The sequence below is a fragment of the Hoeflea sp. genome, assembly GCF_039975035.1.
In the GTDB taxonomy this organism is placed as follows: Bacteria; Pseudomonadota; Alphaproteobacteria; order Rhizobiales; family Rhizobiaceae; genus Hoeflea.
The window spans coordinates 1-17,575 of the sequence record NZ_JBDWHW010000215.1; the positions used below are offsets into that span (position 1 = coordinate 1).

17 protein-coding genes and 1 pseudogene are annotated in these 17,575 nt (G+C 57.9%); 13 read left to right on the forward strand and 5 right to left on the reverse strand.

The genetic code is table 11. From position 1 onward, the window contains the following. Positions 1-65: 65 nt before the first annotated feature. From ABJN75_RS18965 to ABJN75_RS18975, 3 genes are all read right to left on the reverse strand, one after another. Positions 66-1,022 (reverse strand): ABC transporter permease, encoded by a 957-nt coding sequence (locus ABJN75_RS18965; protein ID WP_348441159.1) that lies wholly within the window; start codon positions 1,020-1,022, stop codon positions 66-68. Between the two features lie 42 nt (positions 1,023-1,064). Further along, positions 1,065-2,558: a sugar ABC transporter ATP-binding protein gene (locus tag ABJN75_RS18970; protein ID WP_348441160.1), complete on the reverse strand. Its 1,494-nt coding sequence runs from the start codon at positions 2,556-2,558 to the stop codon at positions 1,065-1,067. A gap of 103 nt (positions 2,559-2,661) precedes the next feature. Beyond that, complete coding sequence (locus ABJN75_RS18975; RefSeq protein ID WP_348441161.1) at positions 2,662-3,738, reverse strand: substrate-binding domain-containing protein; 1,077 nt, start codon at positions 3,736-3,738, stop codon at positions 2,662-2,664. 424 nt (positions 3,739-4,162) lie between these two features. Here ABJN75_RS18975 and ABJN75_RS18980 point away from each other — a divergent pair, with 424 nt between their 5' ends. From ABJN75_RS18980 to ABJN75_RS19020, 9 genes are all read left to right on the forward strand, one after another. Further along, positions 4,163-4,816 carry an SGNH/GDSL hydrolase family protein gene (locus tag ABJN75_RS18980; protein ID WP_348441162.1) on the forward strand — a complete coding sequence of 218 codons (654 nt, stop codon included), beginning with the start codon at positions 4,163-4,165 and terminating at the stop codon, positions 4,814-4,816. Between the two features lie 44 nt (positions 4,817-4,860). Further along, positions 4,861-5,985, forward strand: a complete 1,125-nt coding sequence (locus ABJN75_RS18985; RefSeq protein ID WP_348441163.1) for an ROK family transcriptional regulator — start codon at positions 4,861-4,863, stop codon at positions 5,983-5,985. 21 nt (positions 5,986-6,006) lie between these two features. Continuing rightward, entirely contained in the window at positions 6,007-6,498 is a 492-nt protein-coding gene (locus tag ABJN75_RS18990) for a DUF423 domain-containing protein (RefSeq protein ID WP_348441164.1), read from the forward strand. A gap of 150 nt (positions 6,499-6,648) precedes the next feature. Continuing rightward, positions 6,649-6,960, forward strand: a complete 312-nt coding sequence (locus ABJN75_RS18995; RefSeq protein ID WP_348441165.1) for a WGR domain-containing protein — start codon at positions 6,649-6,651, stop codon at positions 6,958-6,960. Positions 6,961-7,502: 542 nt separating this feature from the next. Then, the gene (gene repA / locus ABJN75_RS19000; protein WP_348441166.1) at positions 7,503-8,681 is read left to right on the forward strand and encodes a plasmid partitioning protein RepA; all 1,179 of its coding nucleotides are present in this window, start codon (positions 7,503-7,505) and stop codon (positions 8,679-8,681) included. Then, entirely contained in the window at positions 8,678-9,748 is a 1,071-nt protein-coding gene (gene repB, locus ABJN75_RS19005; protein WP_348441167.1) for a plasmid partitioning protein RepB, read from the forward strand. The genes repA and repB overlap by 4 nt, the downstream gene beginning before the upstream one ends. Before the next feature lie 156 nt (positions 9,749-9,904). Then, complete coding sequence (gene repC / locus ABJN75_RS19010; RefSeq protein ID WP_348441168.1) at positions 9,905-11,215, forward strand: plasmid replication protein RepC; 1,311 nt, start codon at positions 9,905-9,907, stop codon at positions 11,213-11,215. Positions 11,216-11,279: 64 nt separating this feature from the next. Then, positions 11,280-11,534, forward strand: a complete 255-nt coding sequence (locus tag ABJN75_RS19015; RefSeq protein ID WP_348441169.1) for a type II toxin-antitoxin system CcdA family antitoxin — start codon at positions 11,280-11,282, stop codon at positions 11,532-11,534. Further along, a complete protein-coding gene (locus ABJN75_RS19020) occupies positions 11,522-11,812 on the forward strand; it encodes a CcdB family protein (protein ID WP_348441170.1) in 291 nt (96 codons plus the stop codon). Before ABJN75_RS19015 ends, ABJN75_RS19020 begins: the two co-directional genes overlap by 13 nt. A 34-nt stretch (positions 11,813-11,846) precedes the next feature. On the opposite strand, the gene ABJN75_RS19025 is transcribed toward ABJN75_RS19020, so the two are convergent. Continuing rightward, a complete protein-coding gene (locus ABJN75_RS19025) occupies positions 11,847-12,992 on the reverse strand; it encodes a site-specific integrase (protein WP_348441174.1) in 1,146 nt (381 codons plus the stop codon). 125 nt (positions 12,993-13,117) lie between these two features. Between ABJN75_RS19025 and ABJN75_RS19030 the strand changes: the two genes are divergently transcribed. The 4 genes from ABJN75_RS19030 (at position 13,118) to ABJN75_RS19045 (ending at position 16,778) form a co-directional block, all read left to right on the forward strand. Then, positions 13,118-14,071 (forward strand): DUF1403 family protein, encoded by a 954-nt coding sequence (locus tag ABJN75_RS19030; protein ID WP_348441171.1) that lies wholly within the window; start codon positions 13,118-13,120, stop codon positions 14,069-14,071. 2 nt (positions 14,072-14,073) lie between these two features. Then, positions 14,074-14,760, forward strand: a complete 687-nt coding sequence (locus tag ABJN75_RS19035; RefSeq protein ID WP_348441175.1) for an SMC-Scp complex subunit ScpB — start codon at positions 14,074-14,076, stop codon at positions 14,758-14,760. A 205-nt stretch (positions 14,761-14,965) separates the two neighbouring features. Then, positions 14,966-15,556, forward strand: coding sequence for a helix-turn-helix transcriptional regulator (locus tag ABJN75_RS19040; protein ID WP_348441172.1), 591 nt, complete (start codon positions 14,966-14,968; stop codon positions 15,554-15,556). Continuing rightward, a complete protein-coding gene (locus ABJN75_RS19045; protein ID WP_348441173.1) occupies positions 15,549-16,778 on the forward strand; it encodes a HipA domain-containing protein in 1,230 nt (409 codons plus the stop codon). Before ABJN75_RS19040 ends, ABJN75_RS19045 begins: the two co-directional genes overlap by 8 nt. A gap of 404 nt (positions 16,779-17,182) precedes the next feature. Here ABJN75_RS19045 and ABJN75_RS19050 read toward each other — a convergent pair. After that, a pseudogene (locus ABJN75_RS19050) lies at positions 17,183-17,575 on the reverse strand (hypothetical protein); the annotation flags it as partial.

Genomic DNA, 17,575 nt, shown 5'->3' on the forward strand with positions numbered 1-17,575 from the left:
GGACATAGGACGGAGGGATGCGAACCATCCTTTGAACCATCGAGTGTGTGAAAGACGTCGTCATCTCAAAGTCCAATTTTCTTGCGCGACTGAAGGCCGACGACGAACAGCAAGATGGTGCCCTTGACTGCCGTCTGAATGAATGGCGAGACGTTGGAGAGGTTCATTCCGTTGGCCAGCAACGACATCACCACTGCTCCGATCACGGTGCCGTGGAGGCTTCCCGCACCGCCCGAGAGCTGCGTCCCCCCGATCGCCACCGCAGTGATCGCATCGAGTTCGAACAGCAGCCCCACATTCGGGTCTCCCGATACAATGCGTCCGGCGAGGAAAATTCCGGCCAGCGCGGCAAAGCAGGAACAGATGACATAAGCCAGCGTGATGTTGCGCTTGTCGGAGATACCGAAATTGTGGGCGGCCTGATCGGCTCCCGATGCAATGCCGCCGCCGATTGCGAAAAGGTGCAGTCCGAACCGCGAACCATAGAGCAGCTTCATGGCGAGCAGGATGGTCAAAATGCCCCAGAACACCGGCATCGGAACGCCCAGGAAAGAACCGGATACAGAAGATATCACCACATCCGGAACCGTCCCTCCCGAGACAGGCCGGAGCGCCCGGGTGATGCCAAGCACGATATACTGCATGGAAAGGGTTGCGATGATCGGGTGAACATTGAGGCGGGTAATGACGAAGCCGTTGATCCAGCCGATCAGGCCGGCGAGCACGAAGACAGCCGGAATCAGAACATAGCCGGGGCCGTCAAGGGCCAGAATGGCTGTGGTGAAACTGATCACCGAGCCGACCGACAGATCAAGTCCGCCCAGCAAGATCACGAACATCTGCCCGATCGCGGTAATGACCAGCGGCATGGCCTGGGCAACCAGGTTCTGCAGATTCTCGGGGTTGAGAAACTGGTCGGTGGTCACGCCGAGCCAGACCGTCAGGCCGACGGCCATCAGCAATGCCAAGCCCCATACGCCCTGGCGGGAATTTCTGCCTGTGATGAGGTCGCTCAGTTTCATTGTGTTCTATCTTCTTTCATCGTCGCGCCGCGTACAGAAAGCTCACGCATTCAGGGCTGCGTTGAGTATTTTGTGTTCGGTTGCTTCCGAGGCATGGATTTCGTCAACCACGGTGTTGTCGTGAACAATGTAGATCCGGTCGCACAGGCCGATGAGCTCGATTGTCTCCCTCGACAGGACAAGAACGGCACCGCCGCCTGCGGTGAAATCGCGCAGAAGCTTGTAGATTTCGGACTTCGCCCCGATGTCGACCCCACGGGTCGGCTCTTCGATGAGCAGGAGGTTGGTGTTGGCGGCAAGGTATCTGCCGAGCAGCACCTTCTGTTGATTTCCGCCTGAAAGCGAACCAACCGGAACCGCCGCATTGGCTGCCTTGACATTCATGCTGCCCATCGTCGCGTCAACAACCTGTCGACAGGATTTTGCAATCGCCATTTCAGGGCGCGAAGCATGCAGACCAATGGCAATATTGTGAGCAATGGAAAGCCCCAGAAACAAGCCCTCCTCCTTGCGGTCTTCCGGCACAAACCCCGCGCCCATGGCTTGCAGTTTGCGGACCCCGGTGGAGATGGGAACGGGAAGCCTCAAAGGTCGACCGTCAATCGTCACGGTTCCGCCCGCTGGCGTATGCTGACCGACCAGAGAGCGCAGCAGCTTCTGCTGGCCCTGCCCTTCCAGTCCGGCCAGCGCCACAATCTCACCCCGGCGGACAACCAGATCGAACGGCTTTGAATCGGGATTGATCCGGAAATTTTCAACGGTGAGCAAGACATCGCCCGGCTGCGCAGTCCGTTCGGGAAAGAGATCCTCAAGTTCCCGGCCGACCATCATGGCAATCAGAGAATCCGGGGTCATCTCGGACAGCGATTGCGTTGCGACGAGCTCACCGTCCTTGAGCACGGTGACGGTGTCACAAATCTCGAAGATCTCGTCCATCCTGTGGGAGATATAGACAATTACCTTGCCCGCATCCCGGAGCCGGCGAATGTTGGTGTTGAGCACCTCCACATCTGCAGCATTGAGCGCGGCAGTGGGCTCATCGAGAATGAAAATGCTGGCATCGGCCTTTATGCCATGGGCGATTTCAACGAACTGCCGTTCTGCGATGCTGAGTTCAGACACCAGTGTGCCTGGATCGAGATCAAGGCCAAGTTCGTTCAGCGCCCTGGTCGTCTCCGTCGCCATTTTTGCATAGTCGATGCGTCCGAAGCGGCTGGTGGGCTCCCGTCCCAGAAACATATTTTCCGCAATCGTGAGATTGGCGAGAAGCGAGAGTTCCTGGAAAACCGTCGAAATGCCGAAATCCAGCGCATCCTTGGGGTGGTTGAAGTCGACTTTCTGGCCGTTTCTGGACAACTCTCCGCTGTCCGGCCGGTGAACGCCGGCCAGTATTTTCATCAGCGTGGACTTCCCTGCCCCGTTTTCGCCCATCAAAGCGTGGACAGTGCCAGGCATAAGTTCGAGCGACACACCCTTGAGCGCGACGTTGCCGCCAAACGCTTTCGAGATATTCGACATTCTGATCAGGTTTGTCACGACGTCCCCCGGACATATGGGCCCGGAAACCGGGCGCAACGCGAAGCGCAAAAACCCGCCGGAATTGCCTTGATGCGAATTCCGGCGGGAAGTCCTGGGAGGACTATTTCTTGCCGTAAAGCTCCTGCAGCTTGTCTTCGCTCAGTTCCGACGGCCACCAGACATTGGCCGAAAGGTCATCGCGATAGTAGGTCTTGGCTTTCTCGACATCCCAACCTTCCGGGTTGTAGTCGTAGTGTTTCTTCAACTCCTTGCCTTCCAGCAGCGCGACGGCGGCACGAACGCCGGCGGCGCCCTGCGCCGGGCTATATTCGGACGAGACCGATTTGAAGCCATCGGTGATCCACTGGCCGAAGAAGCCATTGTTGCCCTCCCCCGTGATCGGCGGGATTTCGGCACTGAACTGCTTGAAAACATCAACGCAGGCACGCGTCATGTCGGCGCCCGAAGACCAGATGCCGTCGACTTGCGGGTTGTTGAGATAGAGGGTCTCGCACAGCTTCTTGGTCTTGTCATACTGCCAGTCGCCATTGTCTTCGGCGATGATCTTGATGTCAGTCCCCTCGAGCGCCTGCGTGAGACCGTTGTAACGGTTGGTGTCCTCGGGATGACCGGCCAGGCCGCGCAACACCCAGATGTTGCCCTTGCCATCAAGTTCCTTGACCAGAAAATCACCCATGACCTTGCCGAAATGCTCGGCCCCGCCCTGGATTTCAGTAGTGTAGGCATCACCCTCGGTCCGGCCGGTATGAAGAACCACTGGAATTCCGGCTGCAACGGCCTTTGCGATGGAGGCGTCAGCGGAAGTCGACGTCACCGGCTGCACGATGATGGCATCGACCTTCTGCGCAATCAAATCTTCAATGTCGGCAACCTGCTTTTTCTGGTCAAAACCGGCATCGAGAATGATCAGCTTGGAAATACGATCGTCTTTGGCTGCCGCGGCTTCCGTCTCATGGGCAACCTGAACAGTCCAGGTATTTGCATTCACGCCAAAATGGCTCATGCCGATGACCCATGGGCCGTCTTTCTTGAAAGTGCCCGCCTCGACAACCGGATTGTCACCGGTCCGTGCCGTCACTCCATCCAGCAAATGCACTTCCTGCGAGAGAGAAGGTGCAATCATGACGGTGGTTGCCATCAAAACAGCCGTCGCGAAAGTTTTCAGTGTGGTTTTCATTGAGCATTCCTCCATATTGCGCTCAAAATCAGATCCGGCCGGTTTCCGCATTGCGGCTCATGGCGGACAGTCAGGCAGGCCTTCTGAAAGTTCAGCAACCGTCTGAAATATCCGGACAGTTGTCTTTGCTATGGGATCTGGCGCTTGAGCTGAAGCTTCAACCACGACTCGCGTGAGCCGCTCGGCGCCGCGGAAAACACATCCCCGTTAGGCACGAACTTCGCCACTTCCAGAATTTCAGGACCTCCTCCTGACCCTCAAAACAACACGGCATTTCGGCGCTGTCAATAGATATTCACTTTGAATGATTATTAGACGAGCTTGCATTCCGTGCACCGAGGTGGCATTGTTCTAAACAAGACAATCTTCTTGAACTCCGACGTAAGTGTTTATATATATTATATAATTACCGCTTGGAAGATCGATGCGATCCATACTCTGCTTTGGCGATTCAAACACACACGGCCAGGTGCCTGGCGGTACGCCATTGCAAAGATACGGCCCGGCTCGAAGATGGCCAGGGGTCATGGGACGGGAACTCGGGCCGAACTGGCATATCATTGAAGAAGGCCTGAGTGGGCGAACCACCGTTCGCGATGATCCGATCGAAGGCGCGCACAAGAATGGCCGGAGTTATCTGACGCCGTGCGTTCAAAGCCATATGACTCTCGACCTGATTATCATCATGCTGGGCACGAATGATCTCAAAGCGCGTTTCAATCAACCGGCCTCCGAGGTGGCCATGGGCATTGGATGCCTGATCCACGACATCAAAGAGCTGACGCCGGGTCCACACGGAACGGTGCCGGAGATCATGGTCGTTTCCCCTCCTCCCATGCTTGATGACATCAAGGAATGGGAGCCGATTTTTTCAGGCGCCCAGCGGAAATCACGAGAACTTGCCTTGCAGTTCGAGATCATTGCCGACTCGCTCGAAGTGCACTTCTTCGATGCAGGATCTGTCGTCGAATGCGATCCGCTCGACGGGTTTCACATCAATGATCGGGCGCACGAAGCTCTGGGGGTGGCGCTTGCCCAGGAGGTCGATTCCATCGGATGGACACGTGACAGTGAGTAGAATGCAGCCGCGCAAACGCAAAAATTTCCGTCAGCAATTTCATTATGAAAGGCGCTCCCTTGCCTGACATGAGATTTGCCCCACCCAACCCGTTGCGCATCGCAGACCGGGCGACCGGACTGAATTCTGTCAGCGTCCGCAGCTACAATGAGCGGTTGCTGCTGTCGCTTCTCTTGGAGAACGAAAGCATATCGCGGTTCGAGATCGGCGAGAAAACCGGCCTTTCCGCCCAGACCGTATCGGTTCTTGTCCGCTCCCTGGAGAAAGAGGGACTGGTCTCCAAAGGTGAGGCGCTCAAGGAGCGCGGCCGTGTTGGCCCGCCTACCGTTCCCATTTCACTCAATCCCGAAGGGGCTTATTCGGTCGGCATCAGCATAGGCTACAAACACACCGAAGTTGTCCTGATCGATTTTGTCGGTACTGTCCGGTTCCACAGCATGTTGCCAAACAACGGGCAATCGGGGAAATCCAATCATCCTGAATTTCTGCAGACGATCAATGAGGCAATCAGGATGCTACCGCAAGGCGCCAGTGGCCGGCTTGCCGGCATCGGCCTTGCCTTCCCCGAGGCAAAGCGCGAGACGAATTTGAGGACCGATGACTATCAGCTGCGGCAGCAAGCGCTGCAGGAAGAAATAGAGAGCGAAATCGGGATTGCAGTTTTTGTACAGAACGACATTACCGCAGCAGCCAGTGGCGAGAGCATGTTTGGGGCTGCCAAACCGCTTTCGGACTACCTGTTCTTCTATCTCGGGGCCGAATTGCACAGCCGCCTTATTCTCAACCACCAGATTTACAATGGGAACTCGTCACTGAGTTATGACGTCGGAATCCGTCGCCTGGAAACTCAACTTCATGACCAGGAAATTTCCACCGACGCCCTTTGGGATCGATCGTCACAGTGGCCCGATTATGGAGAAACTCAAAAAGCCTGGGAGGCTGAGTTGGTCGAGCGGATAAGGCTTTCATACGAATCCCTGACTCAATTTGTTGAAATCAACACGGTCGTCCTGTCGTCTTATGCCCCGCAGGGCATTTGCCAGAAAATCTGCGAACAGTTTGAAAGTGTCGCGCCTGGATCCAAGGCCATGGCCGGGATCATAAACCCTTCACCAAAGGCCATTGGAGCAGCAAGCCTTCCTTTCAGCTCCAGATTTATGGTGGAATGAGGTCAGCGGCGGGACGACATCGTGCGTTGGAAAAAGCGCAACAATGATTTCGGATTGCGCTTCACCCAGGTCTGTGAGAACCCTTTTAACGACATCATCGATGACCAAAAGGCTGAGGCGGAGCTCGTTGATCCGCATCTGCGGCATGAAGCGACTGGATTCCAGATCATGAGCATTTTCATTCTTGTCGGCGGCTTGATGGGTGCGGCAGGCGTTGCCTTGTCAGCCTATGGTGCTCATGCAGGTGGCGGTAATGTCACCACCGCGGCCCAGTTCCTGTTGTTTCATGCACCGCTTTTTGTGGCGCTCGGCCTTGCTGCAAATCCAAACCGTGTACGGACTGCCGGTGCCGGCCTTCTGGGCACTGGGCTCGCGCTATTTTGCGGTGATCTGCTGATGCGCCATTTTGCCGACACCCGATTGTTTTCAATGGCAGCGCCCGCCGGAGGTATGGCAATGATCAGTGGCTGGATTGTGATTGCCATCTCCGAACTCAGGAGAAAATCCCGCTGAGTTTTGATTGACCGCTGAGCTACAGACCGTCCTCTGGTCGTTGATAGGTCTCGGCACTGAACAAGACTGTGGTCTCCCACGACACCCATCAAAACAACGAATCTTTCCGGCGCGATTGATTCATCGAACTCGTTGGACGCGCGCGCCCGGATGTTCGAATCTGCCGGTATGATCGCGCAGCCCTACTACATCTATATTGAACGCAGCCAAGCCTCGAACAACGTGGCGCGTTATTACGCCATGGAAATCTCGGCAACATTGTTCGGCGAAGCCTGCCTGACACGGACCTGGGGCCGCATCGGCAGAAGGGGTCAGTGCAAGATGCATCATTTCGCAAACGAGAGGGACGCGGTTGATCTTTTTCTCGAACTGATGCGCGAGAAGCGCAAGCGCGGGTACCGGCCCAGGCCAGTGCGGTCTCGAGCCATTTGGCCCCTGCCGCGTGGAGACGTGGATCGGTAGCCGGCAGAAAGGCAAAATTTTCCGCGTTGCGCCTTACGGCGATCCTGACATCGCTTTGCTGAGGTTGTTTGAACACCCCTCCCCCAACCCGAATAGCTGGCCTTCGGCGAAACACGCCGCATGAACTCTACGGGATTGATGCCCGTCATATCCTGAAGCATGGCTGTGGTCAGGACGCCTCGAAGCAGACCATGCACGAAGCCCTTCCCGTTCAGTAGGATGCTGTCGCGGGGTGCGGTTGTGCGTCCGGGACGTGATTCCGCCTTCAGGTTCCCCGCGGGGAACCGGCGACGAATCACGGTGCGACGGTACGAGACTGCCCCCGCAAAAAAGGTATCCACCTCCAAAGTTCCCCGCGGGGAACCTGAAAGCGTCCGGCCAGTCAGTGCAAAGATGAAGACTTTGCAGCCGCTCCCGAATCGGGATATCTGAAATTACGACAAATTGCGAAATTTTCGGTTTTTTGCGTAGTCACACAGTGTTTAACCTTCTGTTAACCATACCAGGTAATACAGTGGCGTAACACAGCACGGAGCAGCGCGTTGACTCGGCATTTGAACAGTCTGGACTTCATGCAGACGTTTTCCAACAAGTTGGATCACGCCTTGCGCAATTTGTCATTGGCCCAGTATCCGCCCGATGCGCACCGCGTCATGCGAACCTTTGCATCCTCGGAAGTGGCAAGCCTTCTTGGGGTAACGGAAGCCTATATCCGCCAGATTTCGCTCAAGGGCAGGGGGCCTGAACCGGAAGTCACCAGCAATGGCCGCCGGCTTTATACCGTGACGCAAATTCTCGAACTGCGCATGTTGCTGGCTGAAAACGGCCGCAAGAAATGGATCAATCCGCGCCGTATCGAAGGTGAGGATTGTCAGGTGATTGCGGTCACCAATTTCAAGGGCGGGTCATCCAAGACCTCGACCACGATCCATCTCGGCCATTATCTGGCCTTGAGAGGCTATCGGGTGCTGGCGATTGATCTCGATCCGCAGGCTTCGCTGACCGCGCTTCACGGCTCCTTGCCGGATTTCGATCCGCGCGAGGGAGACACGTTTTACTCCGCCATTCGCTTTGGCGACCCTGTGCCGACGCAATCGCTGATCCACAAGACCCATATTGAAGGCTTTGACGTGATCTGCGCAGGCCTCGAACTCACCGAGTTCGAAACAGCCGTGGCGCTTGAAATGCGCAAATCCGGCGGCACCGAATTCCTGTTGCGGGCGGCCCAGGCGATTGCTCAGGTTGAGGACAATTATGATATCATCCTGATGGATTCGGCCCCGTCGCTGAATTTTCTGACATTGTCTTCGCTGACGGCGGCGACGGGCGTTCTTATTCCGGTTCCCGCCCACATGCTCGATGTCGACTCGACGGCGAAATTCCTTGAGCTTGCCGGGTCTTACATGCAAATCCTCAATGAGATGGGCACCCGTGCGGAATGGGATTTTGCCAAATTCCTGATCACCAAATTCGAGCCCAATGACCATCCGCAAGCCAATATGATGGCCTTGATGCGGCAGGTTTTCGGCAATGATCTTCTGCTCAACACCGTCATAAAATCCACAGCCGTTGCAGATGCGCTAACCTGGAAGCAGAGCTTGTACGAGGTACAGCGCTCGCGGTTCTCAGCGCCCAAGACCTATGACCGGGCGATGGAATCGATCAACGGTGTCAACGCAGAGATCGAGGATCTGCTGACAAATGCGTGGGGACGCTCATGAGCCGGAAAGATTCCAAAGGCATGTTCGCCAACGTGCTGGGCAAACTCAGCGAAGATGAAGCCGTGACCAAGCCGGGGGAGACAACCGGCACCGGGCAGGCGGGTGGCTCACGCGAACGTAGCTTGACGTCACCGCATCTGAAAAAGGTTGCCGCTGGCGTCCGCCAGATCCAGGAGCGCGGCGAGTTGGCCGAACGGGTGCTCAAGGATGGCGGCTATGTCAGCGAACTTGACCCGGCCGAGATCTTGCCATCGAGCATTCCGGACCGGTTTGCCGGCGCCTATGACGAGGCCGCGATTTCAGAACTGGTGGCTTCGATGCGCGAGCGCGGGCAGATCGTGCCGGGTCTGGTGCGTCCGCTCAAGGACGACCCTGAGCATTACCAGATTGTCTATGGCCGCCGGCGGCTGGCTGCGGCGCAAAAGCTGGGGCTGAAATTCAAGGCGATCATCCGTCCGCTTGATGACGCAGAAGCGATTGTGTTTCAGGGCGAGGAAAACTCGGCCCGCAACGATCTCAGCTTCATCGAGAAGTGCAATTTTGCCTTTGCGCAGGAGAAGGCGGGCTATGACCGGGCCACCATCTGCGCCTCGCTGTCGACCGGAAAGTCGCATATTTCCGAGATGATCCGGATTGCTGCAACCCTGCCGCAGAGCCTGCTGCAGGCGATTGGCCCTGCGCCCGAGATCGGCCGCCGTCGCTGGCTTGAGCTGGTGGAGAAATGGACTGCCTTCCCGAAGGCGCACAGCATGATCGAGGAACTCCTGGCTACTGCCGGCGCGGATATGTCGAGCGAAGACCGTTTTGCGCTGGCGCTGTCAGCCCTGTTTGAAAAGGTCACGGCTCCCGAACCCAACACGCCCGGTTCCAAGGCCCCGACGCGTGAGACCATCATGTCGAAAGGCATGAAACTGGCCGAGGTGAGCTACGGCAATGCTGGGGCGAAGGTAAGTTTTGCCAAATCGGTTCCGCCCGAATTTGTCGCCTATCTGGCCGGACAAATGGAAACCATTCACGACGCCTATCTCCGGGAGATCAAGGCGAAGACAACCGATAAACGGAGTTAGTGCAACGCAATAGAAAAAGGCCCCCAAACGTCGCCGTCGTGGAAGCCCTTCTCGTGTCTAGCAACTAGAGAATCGCACTTCCCCGAATCACAGTCAAGAGTCTTGAGCGTCAATTTGGCGAACGAATTTCTATTGCCTTTTGAAAGGTGAAGGAAAATGCAGCTGAATCATATCACGACGCCCTTTGGGCGGCGTACGATGACCTATGCCATGTTGGCAGATCAGATGACGGCCGCTGAAATTGATGACGATGCGAGTGTCGACAAGTGGAAGATCTATCAGGCGCTGTGCGAAGCGCGGCCGCGCCTGGGCATCACCGACAGGGCATTGGCCGTGCTTTCGGCGCTGATAAGTTTTTACCCCAAGGCCGAGCTTGCCGCTGGCGACAGCCTGATCGTGTTTCCGTCGAACGCGCAATTGTCACGCCGCGCCAATGGCATGGCCGAGCAGACCATCCGCCGTCATCTCACGGTGCTGGTGTCAGCCGGGCTTCTCACCCGCAAGGACAGCGCCAATGGCAAGCGCTTTGCCCGCCGCAGCCGTGCCGGTGAGATTGACGAGGCGTTCGGGTTCTCTCTCAAGCCGCTGCTGGCTCGTGCCGAGGAGATCAAACGGCTGGCTAGCGAAGTGGAAGCGGAACGCTTGCACATGCGGCGGATGAAGGAGCGGCTGACGATCTGCCGCCGCGATGCGATCAAGCTGATTGAAACAGCACTTGAGGAAGGGGCCGCGGGCGATTGGCTCAGCTTTCAGGAAGAATACCGCGCGATTTTCGCCAACTATCCGCGCAAGCCCTCGCTGGAGGTAGTCATCGCAGCGCTCGACGAGATCGAGTTCCTGCGGAAAAACATCCTTAACCAGTTGGAAACTCAAATCAAAGCAACCAAACCAAGCGGCAATGCCCCTGAAAATGAGCGTCATAAACAGAATTCAAATCCAGACTCCCTTATTGAATCTGAACTGCGCTTGAAAGAAAAGCGAGGCGAAAATCCCGAACCCCTTGACCCGAACCACGTGGAGCCAGCGGTAAAGGAGATCAAATCAGCTTCGCCCGGGATGGGGCAGGGTGGCAATGCGGGACAATCCCGGTTGCAAGGCGAGAGTCCGTCCGGATTTGGCCAAAAACCCTTCCCACTTGGCATGGTTCTGTCCGCCTGCCGCGAGATCTGTGATTACGGGCCGGGCGGCGCAATCACCAACTGGCGCGACCTGATGGGGGCTGCGGTGGTGGTGCGCTCGATGCTCGGCGTTTCGCCGTCTGCCTATGAGGAGGCTTGCGCGATTTTCGGTCCAGAAAATGCCGCAACAATCATCGCCTGCATTCTCGAGCGCGCCGGCCATATCAACTCCGCCGGCGGCTATCTGCGCGACCTGACCAGCCGCGCCGAACGTGGCGAATTCTCGCTTGGACCGATGCTGATGGCGCAAATCCGCGCAAACGGATCTGGCGAAAGGCGTGCGGGGTGAGGGGGTGGGTTGCACCGTACTACAGTGCGGTATATTTTGCGGTATGATAAAGGAGCATGTTGTCATGGCTGGCAGATCAAAGCGGAAGACATCCTTGACGCTTGATGCAGAGGCGCTCGACTGCGCCAAAGATCTTGAGATCAATGTGTCCGCTGTGGCGGAAGCGGCCCTTTTGAAGGCAATCGCTGAAGCGAGGCAGAGGAAATGGGTCGCTGAAAACGCCGATGCATTTGCAGCGCAAGCGGAATGGCATGAGCGCAACGGTCACCCTCTGGCTGATATCATCGCGGCACCGGGCGGATCTTCGTGGAACAGCTGATCCGTTATGATATTGCCCAATACCAGGGCGTGTTGATGGTCGTCGTTGAAAGCGACCTGCTGCCGCCAGATCCGGCTGTGGTGGTCATTCCTCTGCTTGCGGACTACCCGGCAGTCAAGCAGCTAAATCCCGAACTGCATTTTGATGGTATGCGTCTTGTCCTCGCCACGCGGCTGATAGCGGCCGTGCGCAGGTCCAGTCTGCAGCGGATCGGAAATGCGGCGGATCAAGGCGATCGCATAACACGCGCGGTCGATGTCCTGATGGCGGGAGTGTAGAGGGCTAAACCGATGTTGGGCTATTGAAGCCGGCTCACAGCCCCGCAGCTTTGGTCAGATTGACCCGGAAGCGGTCGCGTCTGCGCTGATATTTGCGGGTCATTTCCGCGCTTGCATGGCCGAGTTGCTTCTGGACATAACGCTCATCGGCTTCGGCGGAAGACGCAAGTCCCGCGCGCAGGGAATGGCCTGAGAATTTTCCGGCCCGCTCGTCTTCGCTGAGGTCACCACGCACCCCGGCGGCCAGCGCTGCCTTTTTAACGAGGCGGGCCACTTCCTGGTCGTTGAGCCGATCCGGCCCGACATTCTTGCCCTTACCCCACACGCGGCGGAAAAGCGGGCCTTTGGCGAGTTTTGCGAATTTGATCCAGGTCTCTGTGGCAACGACCGGGCAGGTGGTGTCTGAAGAACCGCGGCCGATCTCCACCTCGCGCCAGCCGGTTTTTCCGCGCAACGTGACCAGCAGACCTTTGTCGAGTATCTCGATCCAGCCGCGACCGTCCTCCGTCTGGTCGCGGCCAAGGTCGAGGCCTGTGATTTCCGAGCGCCTAAGGCCGCCAGCAAAGCCGATGAGCAGCATGGCTCGATCGCGCATGCCGCGTAGCGTTCCCCTATCCAGCGTCTCCAGCATGGCGATGAGGTCTTCGGGCAGGATGGCTTCCTTCTGCCGGGGCGGGGCGGCGTGGGTGTTGCGGATGCCGGCCATTACCGTGGCAATGGCACGATCCTTGCGATCGAGCTGTTGGCCGCGCTGGGTACAATTCCAGCCAATGGCGGCCAGGCGCCGCTCGATGGTCGAAACACTGATGGGCTTCGCGCCGCGCGTCGCCGTGCCCACGGCACTGCCAGAGGCACAGGCTGTGATGTATAGACCAACGACTTCGGGATCCGGGGGGAGGGGGGCCAGATTCTGGCGTCGGCACCAAGCGGAAAAATGCTTCCAGTCGGAGGCGTAGGCGCGGCGCGTGTTTGCGGAGCTGGCTGCCTCGACATAAACGCGGGCACGATCGGTAAGGTCTTTGAGATGCGTCGGCAGACCAGCGGTGGTCTCGGCAAGAGGGGAGGGCAGCCCGGTCGACACCTGCGCCGCCGAAACATCATCGGAAACCGCCGTGCTGTGCGGCGGTGCTGAGTGCTCCTCGACGTCATTTTTCGTGTTTTGCTCGACGATATGGGCCATTCCCTCTATAAAGAGCATAATGAACGATAATGCAATCTTATCAATCATAAAATAGTCCAGACAGGCAGTGCGGATATTGCTGTAAAAGATAGCCTTAACCGCGCATCCGGTGTAGCGTCATTGGTATGGATCCGTTGCCACTCACCCCCTCATCAATGCCGATCCGACTGTTCAGTCTGCCGGGATGGGCGCGGTCGCGTGGCCGCAATGTATCGGAGGCGGATGCGGCTTTTGCAGCCGGCATCGCCCTGAAATCACTTGATGATCTAATTCAGCTTGATCCAGTTTGGGCCGGCTGCTGGCGGTCCCGGCAAGCCCTCAAATCTGCTGCCGTTGCCGTGCGGCTGATGCGCCGAACAGAGGGCGAACATGCGTTGCGTGATGCGGTTTTGCTCACTGCCCCAGGTGATGACCCGGGGCCGGCCGGAAAGCTGTTTTTGGCCACAAAGAGATCGCCAGGCCGATCCGGTGGTGTCACCACGACCTTCGTGAAAGAGCTCGCTGACTTGTTGGCGCTCGGATGGGATGAAGACCTTGCGGCGGTTCCTGATCTGGTCGATGCTGCGCTTCAGTCCGGGCGGGTGGCACCCTTCGCGGTGGCGGACCTGATAACGGCGATTTCTGCCGTTCGCCCGGACGTTGAGGTGCTGGCCTTCATGCTGGCCGATAATGTCCTGGCGCAAAAACTCAAATGGCCAAAACCTGTCCCGCTTCTACTGTCCGAACGCTACGGTCCAGCCTTCCGCACCATTGGGGGAAGGGGGCGGGTCCGCCCTGGCGAAGTGGCGTTCGCCACTGCGATCTGTTTGGCTCTTGTTGACGCGACGCAAAGCGCTCTGCGCTCGGCCAGCGAAATCGCCCGCCGCGCGGATCAGCTTGTTGCTGCGGCACCGAAGCTGCGAACCAAGGGAGCCGAACCGGTGATTCAGGCATTGCTCAATGAGGATGCGATTGCGGCCTCGGCGCCCGGCGGTGATCTGTCTCGTTGGGCCGCAACACGACTATTCGAACGGCTTCAGAGTTTTGGCGCCGTGCGCGAGCTGTCCGGACGATCATCGTTCCGGATTTTTGGATTGTGACGATGACCGGAGCCCCCGCAGCAAAACCATCCCGAAAGAAGGCGAACGGCGCAAGCGAACGCTTGTTTGATCGGGAGTTGGGGGATCTGCCGGCGGAATTGCGGTGGCGGGAATGGATGATGCGAGTCGAGGCGGTGATCTTTGCCTCGGCCGAGCCGGTGACGCGTGAAACTCTGGCACGCGTTGTCGGCAAGGATTGCAGTATTGATCGACTGATCGATGATCTGCACGAGGAGCTCCGATCCCGGCCTTATGAACTGGTGTCCGTCGCCGGCGGCTGGCAGCATCGAAGTCGTCCGGCTTACGCGGAGGCGATCCGGGCTTCTTGCGCGCCGACGCGGGGCGGGGCGGCGGCCCTGTCCGAGTTCGAGTCGATGGTGCTCATGGCGATTGCCTATTCACAGCCTGTCACGAGAAGCGAGCTGTCGAAGATTTTTGGCAAGGAGGTTTCTCGCGACACGATCAGCGCTTTGCGGGGTGCGGGGTTTATTTCGTCGGGACCGCGCAGCCCGACGCCGGGGGCGCCCTATACCTATGTGACGACGAGGTATTTTTTGTCGGCCTTCGGCATGCAGACGTTGCGCGACCTGCCGGACATGGAGGCGCTCGAGGATGCGGGATTGCTCAGTCGACGGGTTGAAGAGGGTTCCTTTGCGGACTCTGATCCGGAACTCGAGGGAAATGACTGAGTTTAGGGCGGCTCCTCGTCCTTCGTTGTGTGCGACTGGCTCCATGGCCCTCGAGGGTATGTCCGGGCCCTAGACCTCATGCGATATATTATTCCAGCTATATGAAACAGTGTGATACAGAATAATGTATCATGATTGCTTTGACCCGGCTAAGCGGGTATATATAATCCTATATGGCGTGCATGGTGTGATATAGGATAGCGATGTGGCGTATAAGACTGAGCACATAACGCAGCAACTGCGCACCACGCGTGAAGCGCGGAAAATGAGCCAGCGCGAGCTGAGCGCACGTTCTGGCCTGACGCAAAGCCATATTTCCCAGATAGAGCGGGGCACCATGGAGCCCGGTCTGAGCAGCCTGGTGGATGTGGCGCGCGCTCTCGACCTCGAAATCGTCCTCGCCCCGAAAAAACTGATGCCGGCAATCCGCAACATCCTCGACAGCACATCGACATCGAACGATATCGTGCCGTCCGACCAGCGCAAACTGGTGGGGCGCCTTGAGCGTTGGTTTGCGCAGCACAGGGGCGTGCTTGGCAATGCAATCGACGCAGATGCATTCAAAAACAGCCTCGCGCTCTTACGCCATCTTGCTCTGTCGAACGAGGAGATCGACACACTCAAGGAGGCGACTGCCCCCCTGGCCAGGTGGGAGAGCGATCCTCGGTCCGGCGGTGAACTGAGCAAGATCGTTGATGCCGTAAGACAACTGCGCAACGCGGCAGTGCACCGCGACCGTGATGATGTGGTCCCTCGCTCGGCCTATGCACTGGATGAGGAAGGCGACGATGCCTAAGGTCACGGTGCTTGACGTCAGACTGTATGGGGAACCGGTCGCCACCCTTACGAACCTGCAGGACGGGCGCACGATCTTCGCGTTCAACGATGCCTATATCGAAGACGAAAAGCGACCGACGCTCAGCCTATCCCTGAAAGACCCGTTCGGCGCGCTTATTACGAAGTTCAGGCCATACAATATCGTCGTCCCGCCCTTCTTTTCGAACCTGTTGCCGGAAGGACCGCTGCGCAAATACCTCGCTGATCGTGCGGGTGTGAAGCCGTCGCGGGAGTTCTTTCTGCTCTGGATGCTCGGCCGGGACCTGCCCGGGGCTGTGACGGTGCATCCCTCCGAAGGGGATGATGCGCCTCTGGACAAGGAGCAGGTGATCGGCGAGGCACGGCCGAATGCGTTACGCTTCTCGCTGGCGGGTGTGCAGCTGAAATTTTCCGCCTTCCAGAATGACAAAAAGGGTGGCGGCCTGACCATTCCGGCCCAGGGCACCGGTGGCTCGTGGATCGTGAAGCTGCCGTCTCAGCAATTCAGCGGCGTGCCCGAGAACGAATTCGCAATGATGACCGTCGCCGGGATGATGGGCATGGACGTGCCCGAGATTCAGCTGGTTGATCTCGATGCCGTGAGTGGTTTGCCGCAGGGGGTGGGCGAACTGCACGGACAGGCGCTGGCGATCAAGCGTTTTGACCGTACGCCGGAGGGTCCAGTGCATATCGAGGATTTTGCGCAAGTCTTCGGTGTCTTGCCCGATCATAAATACGACAGGGGCAATTACCGGATGATAGGTCGCGTGCTGGGGATCGAAACCAGCATGACCGATGTTGCGGAGTTCATCCGGCGACTGGTTTTCAGCACACTCATCGGCAATGGCGACATGCACCTGAAGAACTGGTCGCTCATCTATCCAGATCGCCGCACCCCTGCTCTCTCTCCAGCCTATGATCTGTTATCGACCATCCCTTACATCGAGGGGGAAGATACGGCGGCGCTCAATTTCTCCCGCACAAAAAAAATGGCGGCGCTGTCGAAGGATGAGCTGGCGCATCTGGCCGCGAAAGCGGAGCTTTCCGAAAAGCTGGTGATCGATACCGCGCGAGAGACGGTTGAACGGTTCAGGGCGGTATGGGAGGTGGAGAAAAAGAACCTGCCGATGGCGTCCAAGGTCACCGACGCGATCGATACGCACGCCCCGACGGTCGAGTTGTACCGGGAGTTTGCGAAGTAGCATCTTGCCGGTTGTCTGATCAGGCCGTCGGGCTCGCGAACGGCGTGCCCGTCCGGAAGCGGGAAGTATGCCTGCACGGCCCGGGCGATGTAGGGCCTTCGCGTGACGGCACTAGCCCCGCCGTCTGCAAACTTGTTCCCGAGCTATCGGTCACCTTCATGGTCAGCGGTATATTCGCTATCGATGTCCGGGCACACTTAATCGCGACTATAGGGCTTCAGGCGGCGACCTCTCACCGAGTGCCTTGGACATCGCCCGGCGCTCGATCACAGAAAAGCGCCGATCTGGTTCGGGTTGGCATTTGTTGAGACATTCGGGCGTGAACGATTGCGAAAACTGAAAGTCCGCTGACACTATGAGCCGGCGACGACCCGGGTCGCCAGGTTGCCACCGGCACTCCAGAGTCAGGCGGCTTCCCAGACCTGGTTCAGGATTTTGGCCGCAAGGGCAGCCTTGTCCTGAGGCAGGAAACGGCCGTAGTGCTGCCGCACCACGTCGGGCGTGTCCTGGATCGCGTAGCTTGCCTGCTCGTAGGATCCGGTTTGTTTCAGAATGTGGGTTGCCAATACATCCCTAAGATTGTGAGGGCCGTGTGGCAGCAAGCCCTTGATGGCGCCGCGACCGGTATAGGGATTGTAGATCCCGTACCGCTGGATCACCGTCCGCCAGGCTTCATAGAACTTGGCGGAGTCGTAGGCTGCGTCCAGGCTCGTCGTCTTCACCGTCTTGACGAAAAGGGTGCCGGGATCCTTTGCCCGACCGAGGAGAACCGCGCGATGACGGTCGATATAGGCTTC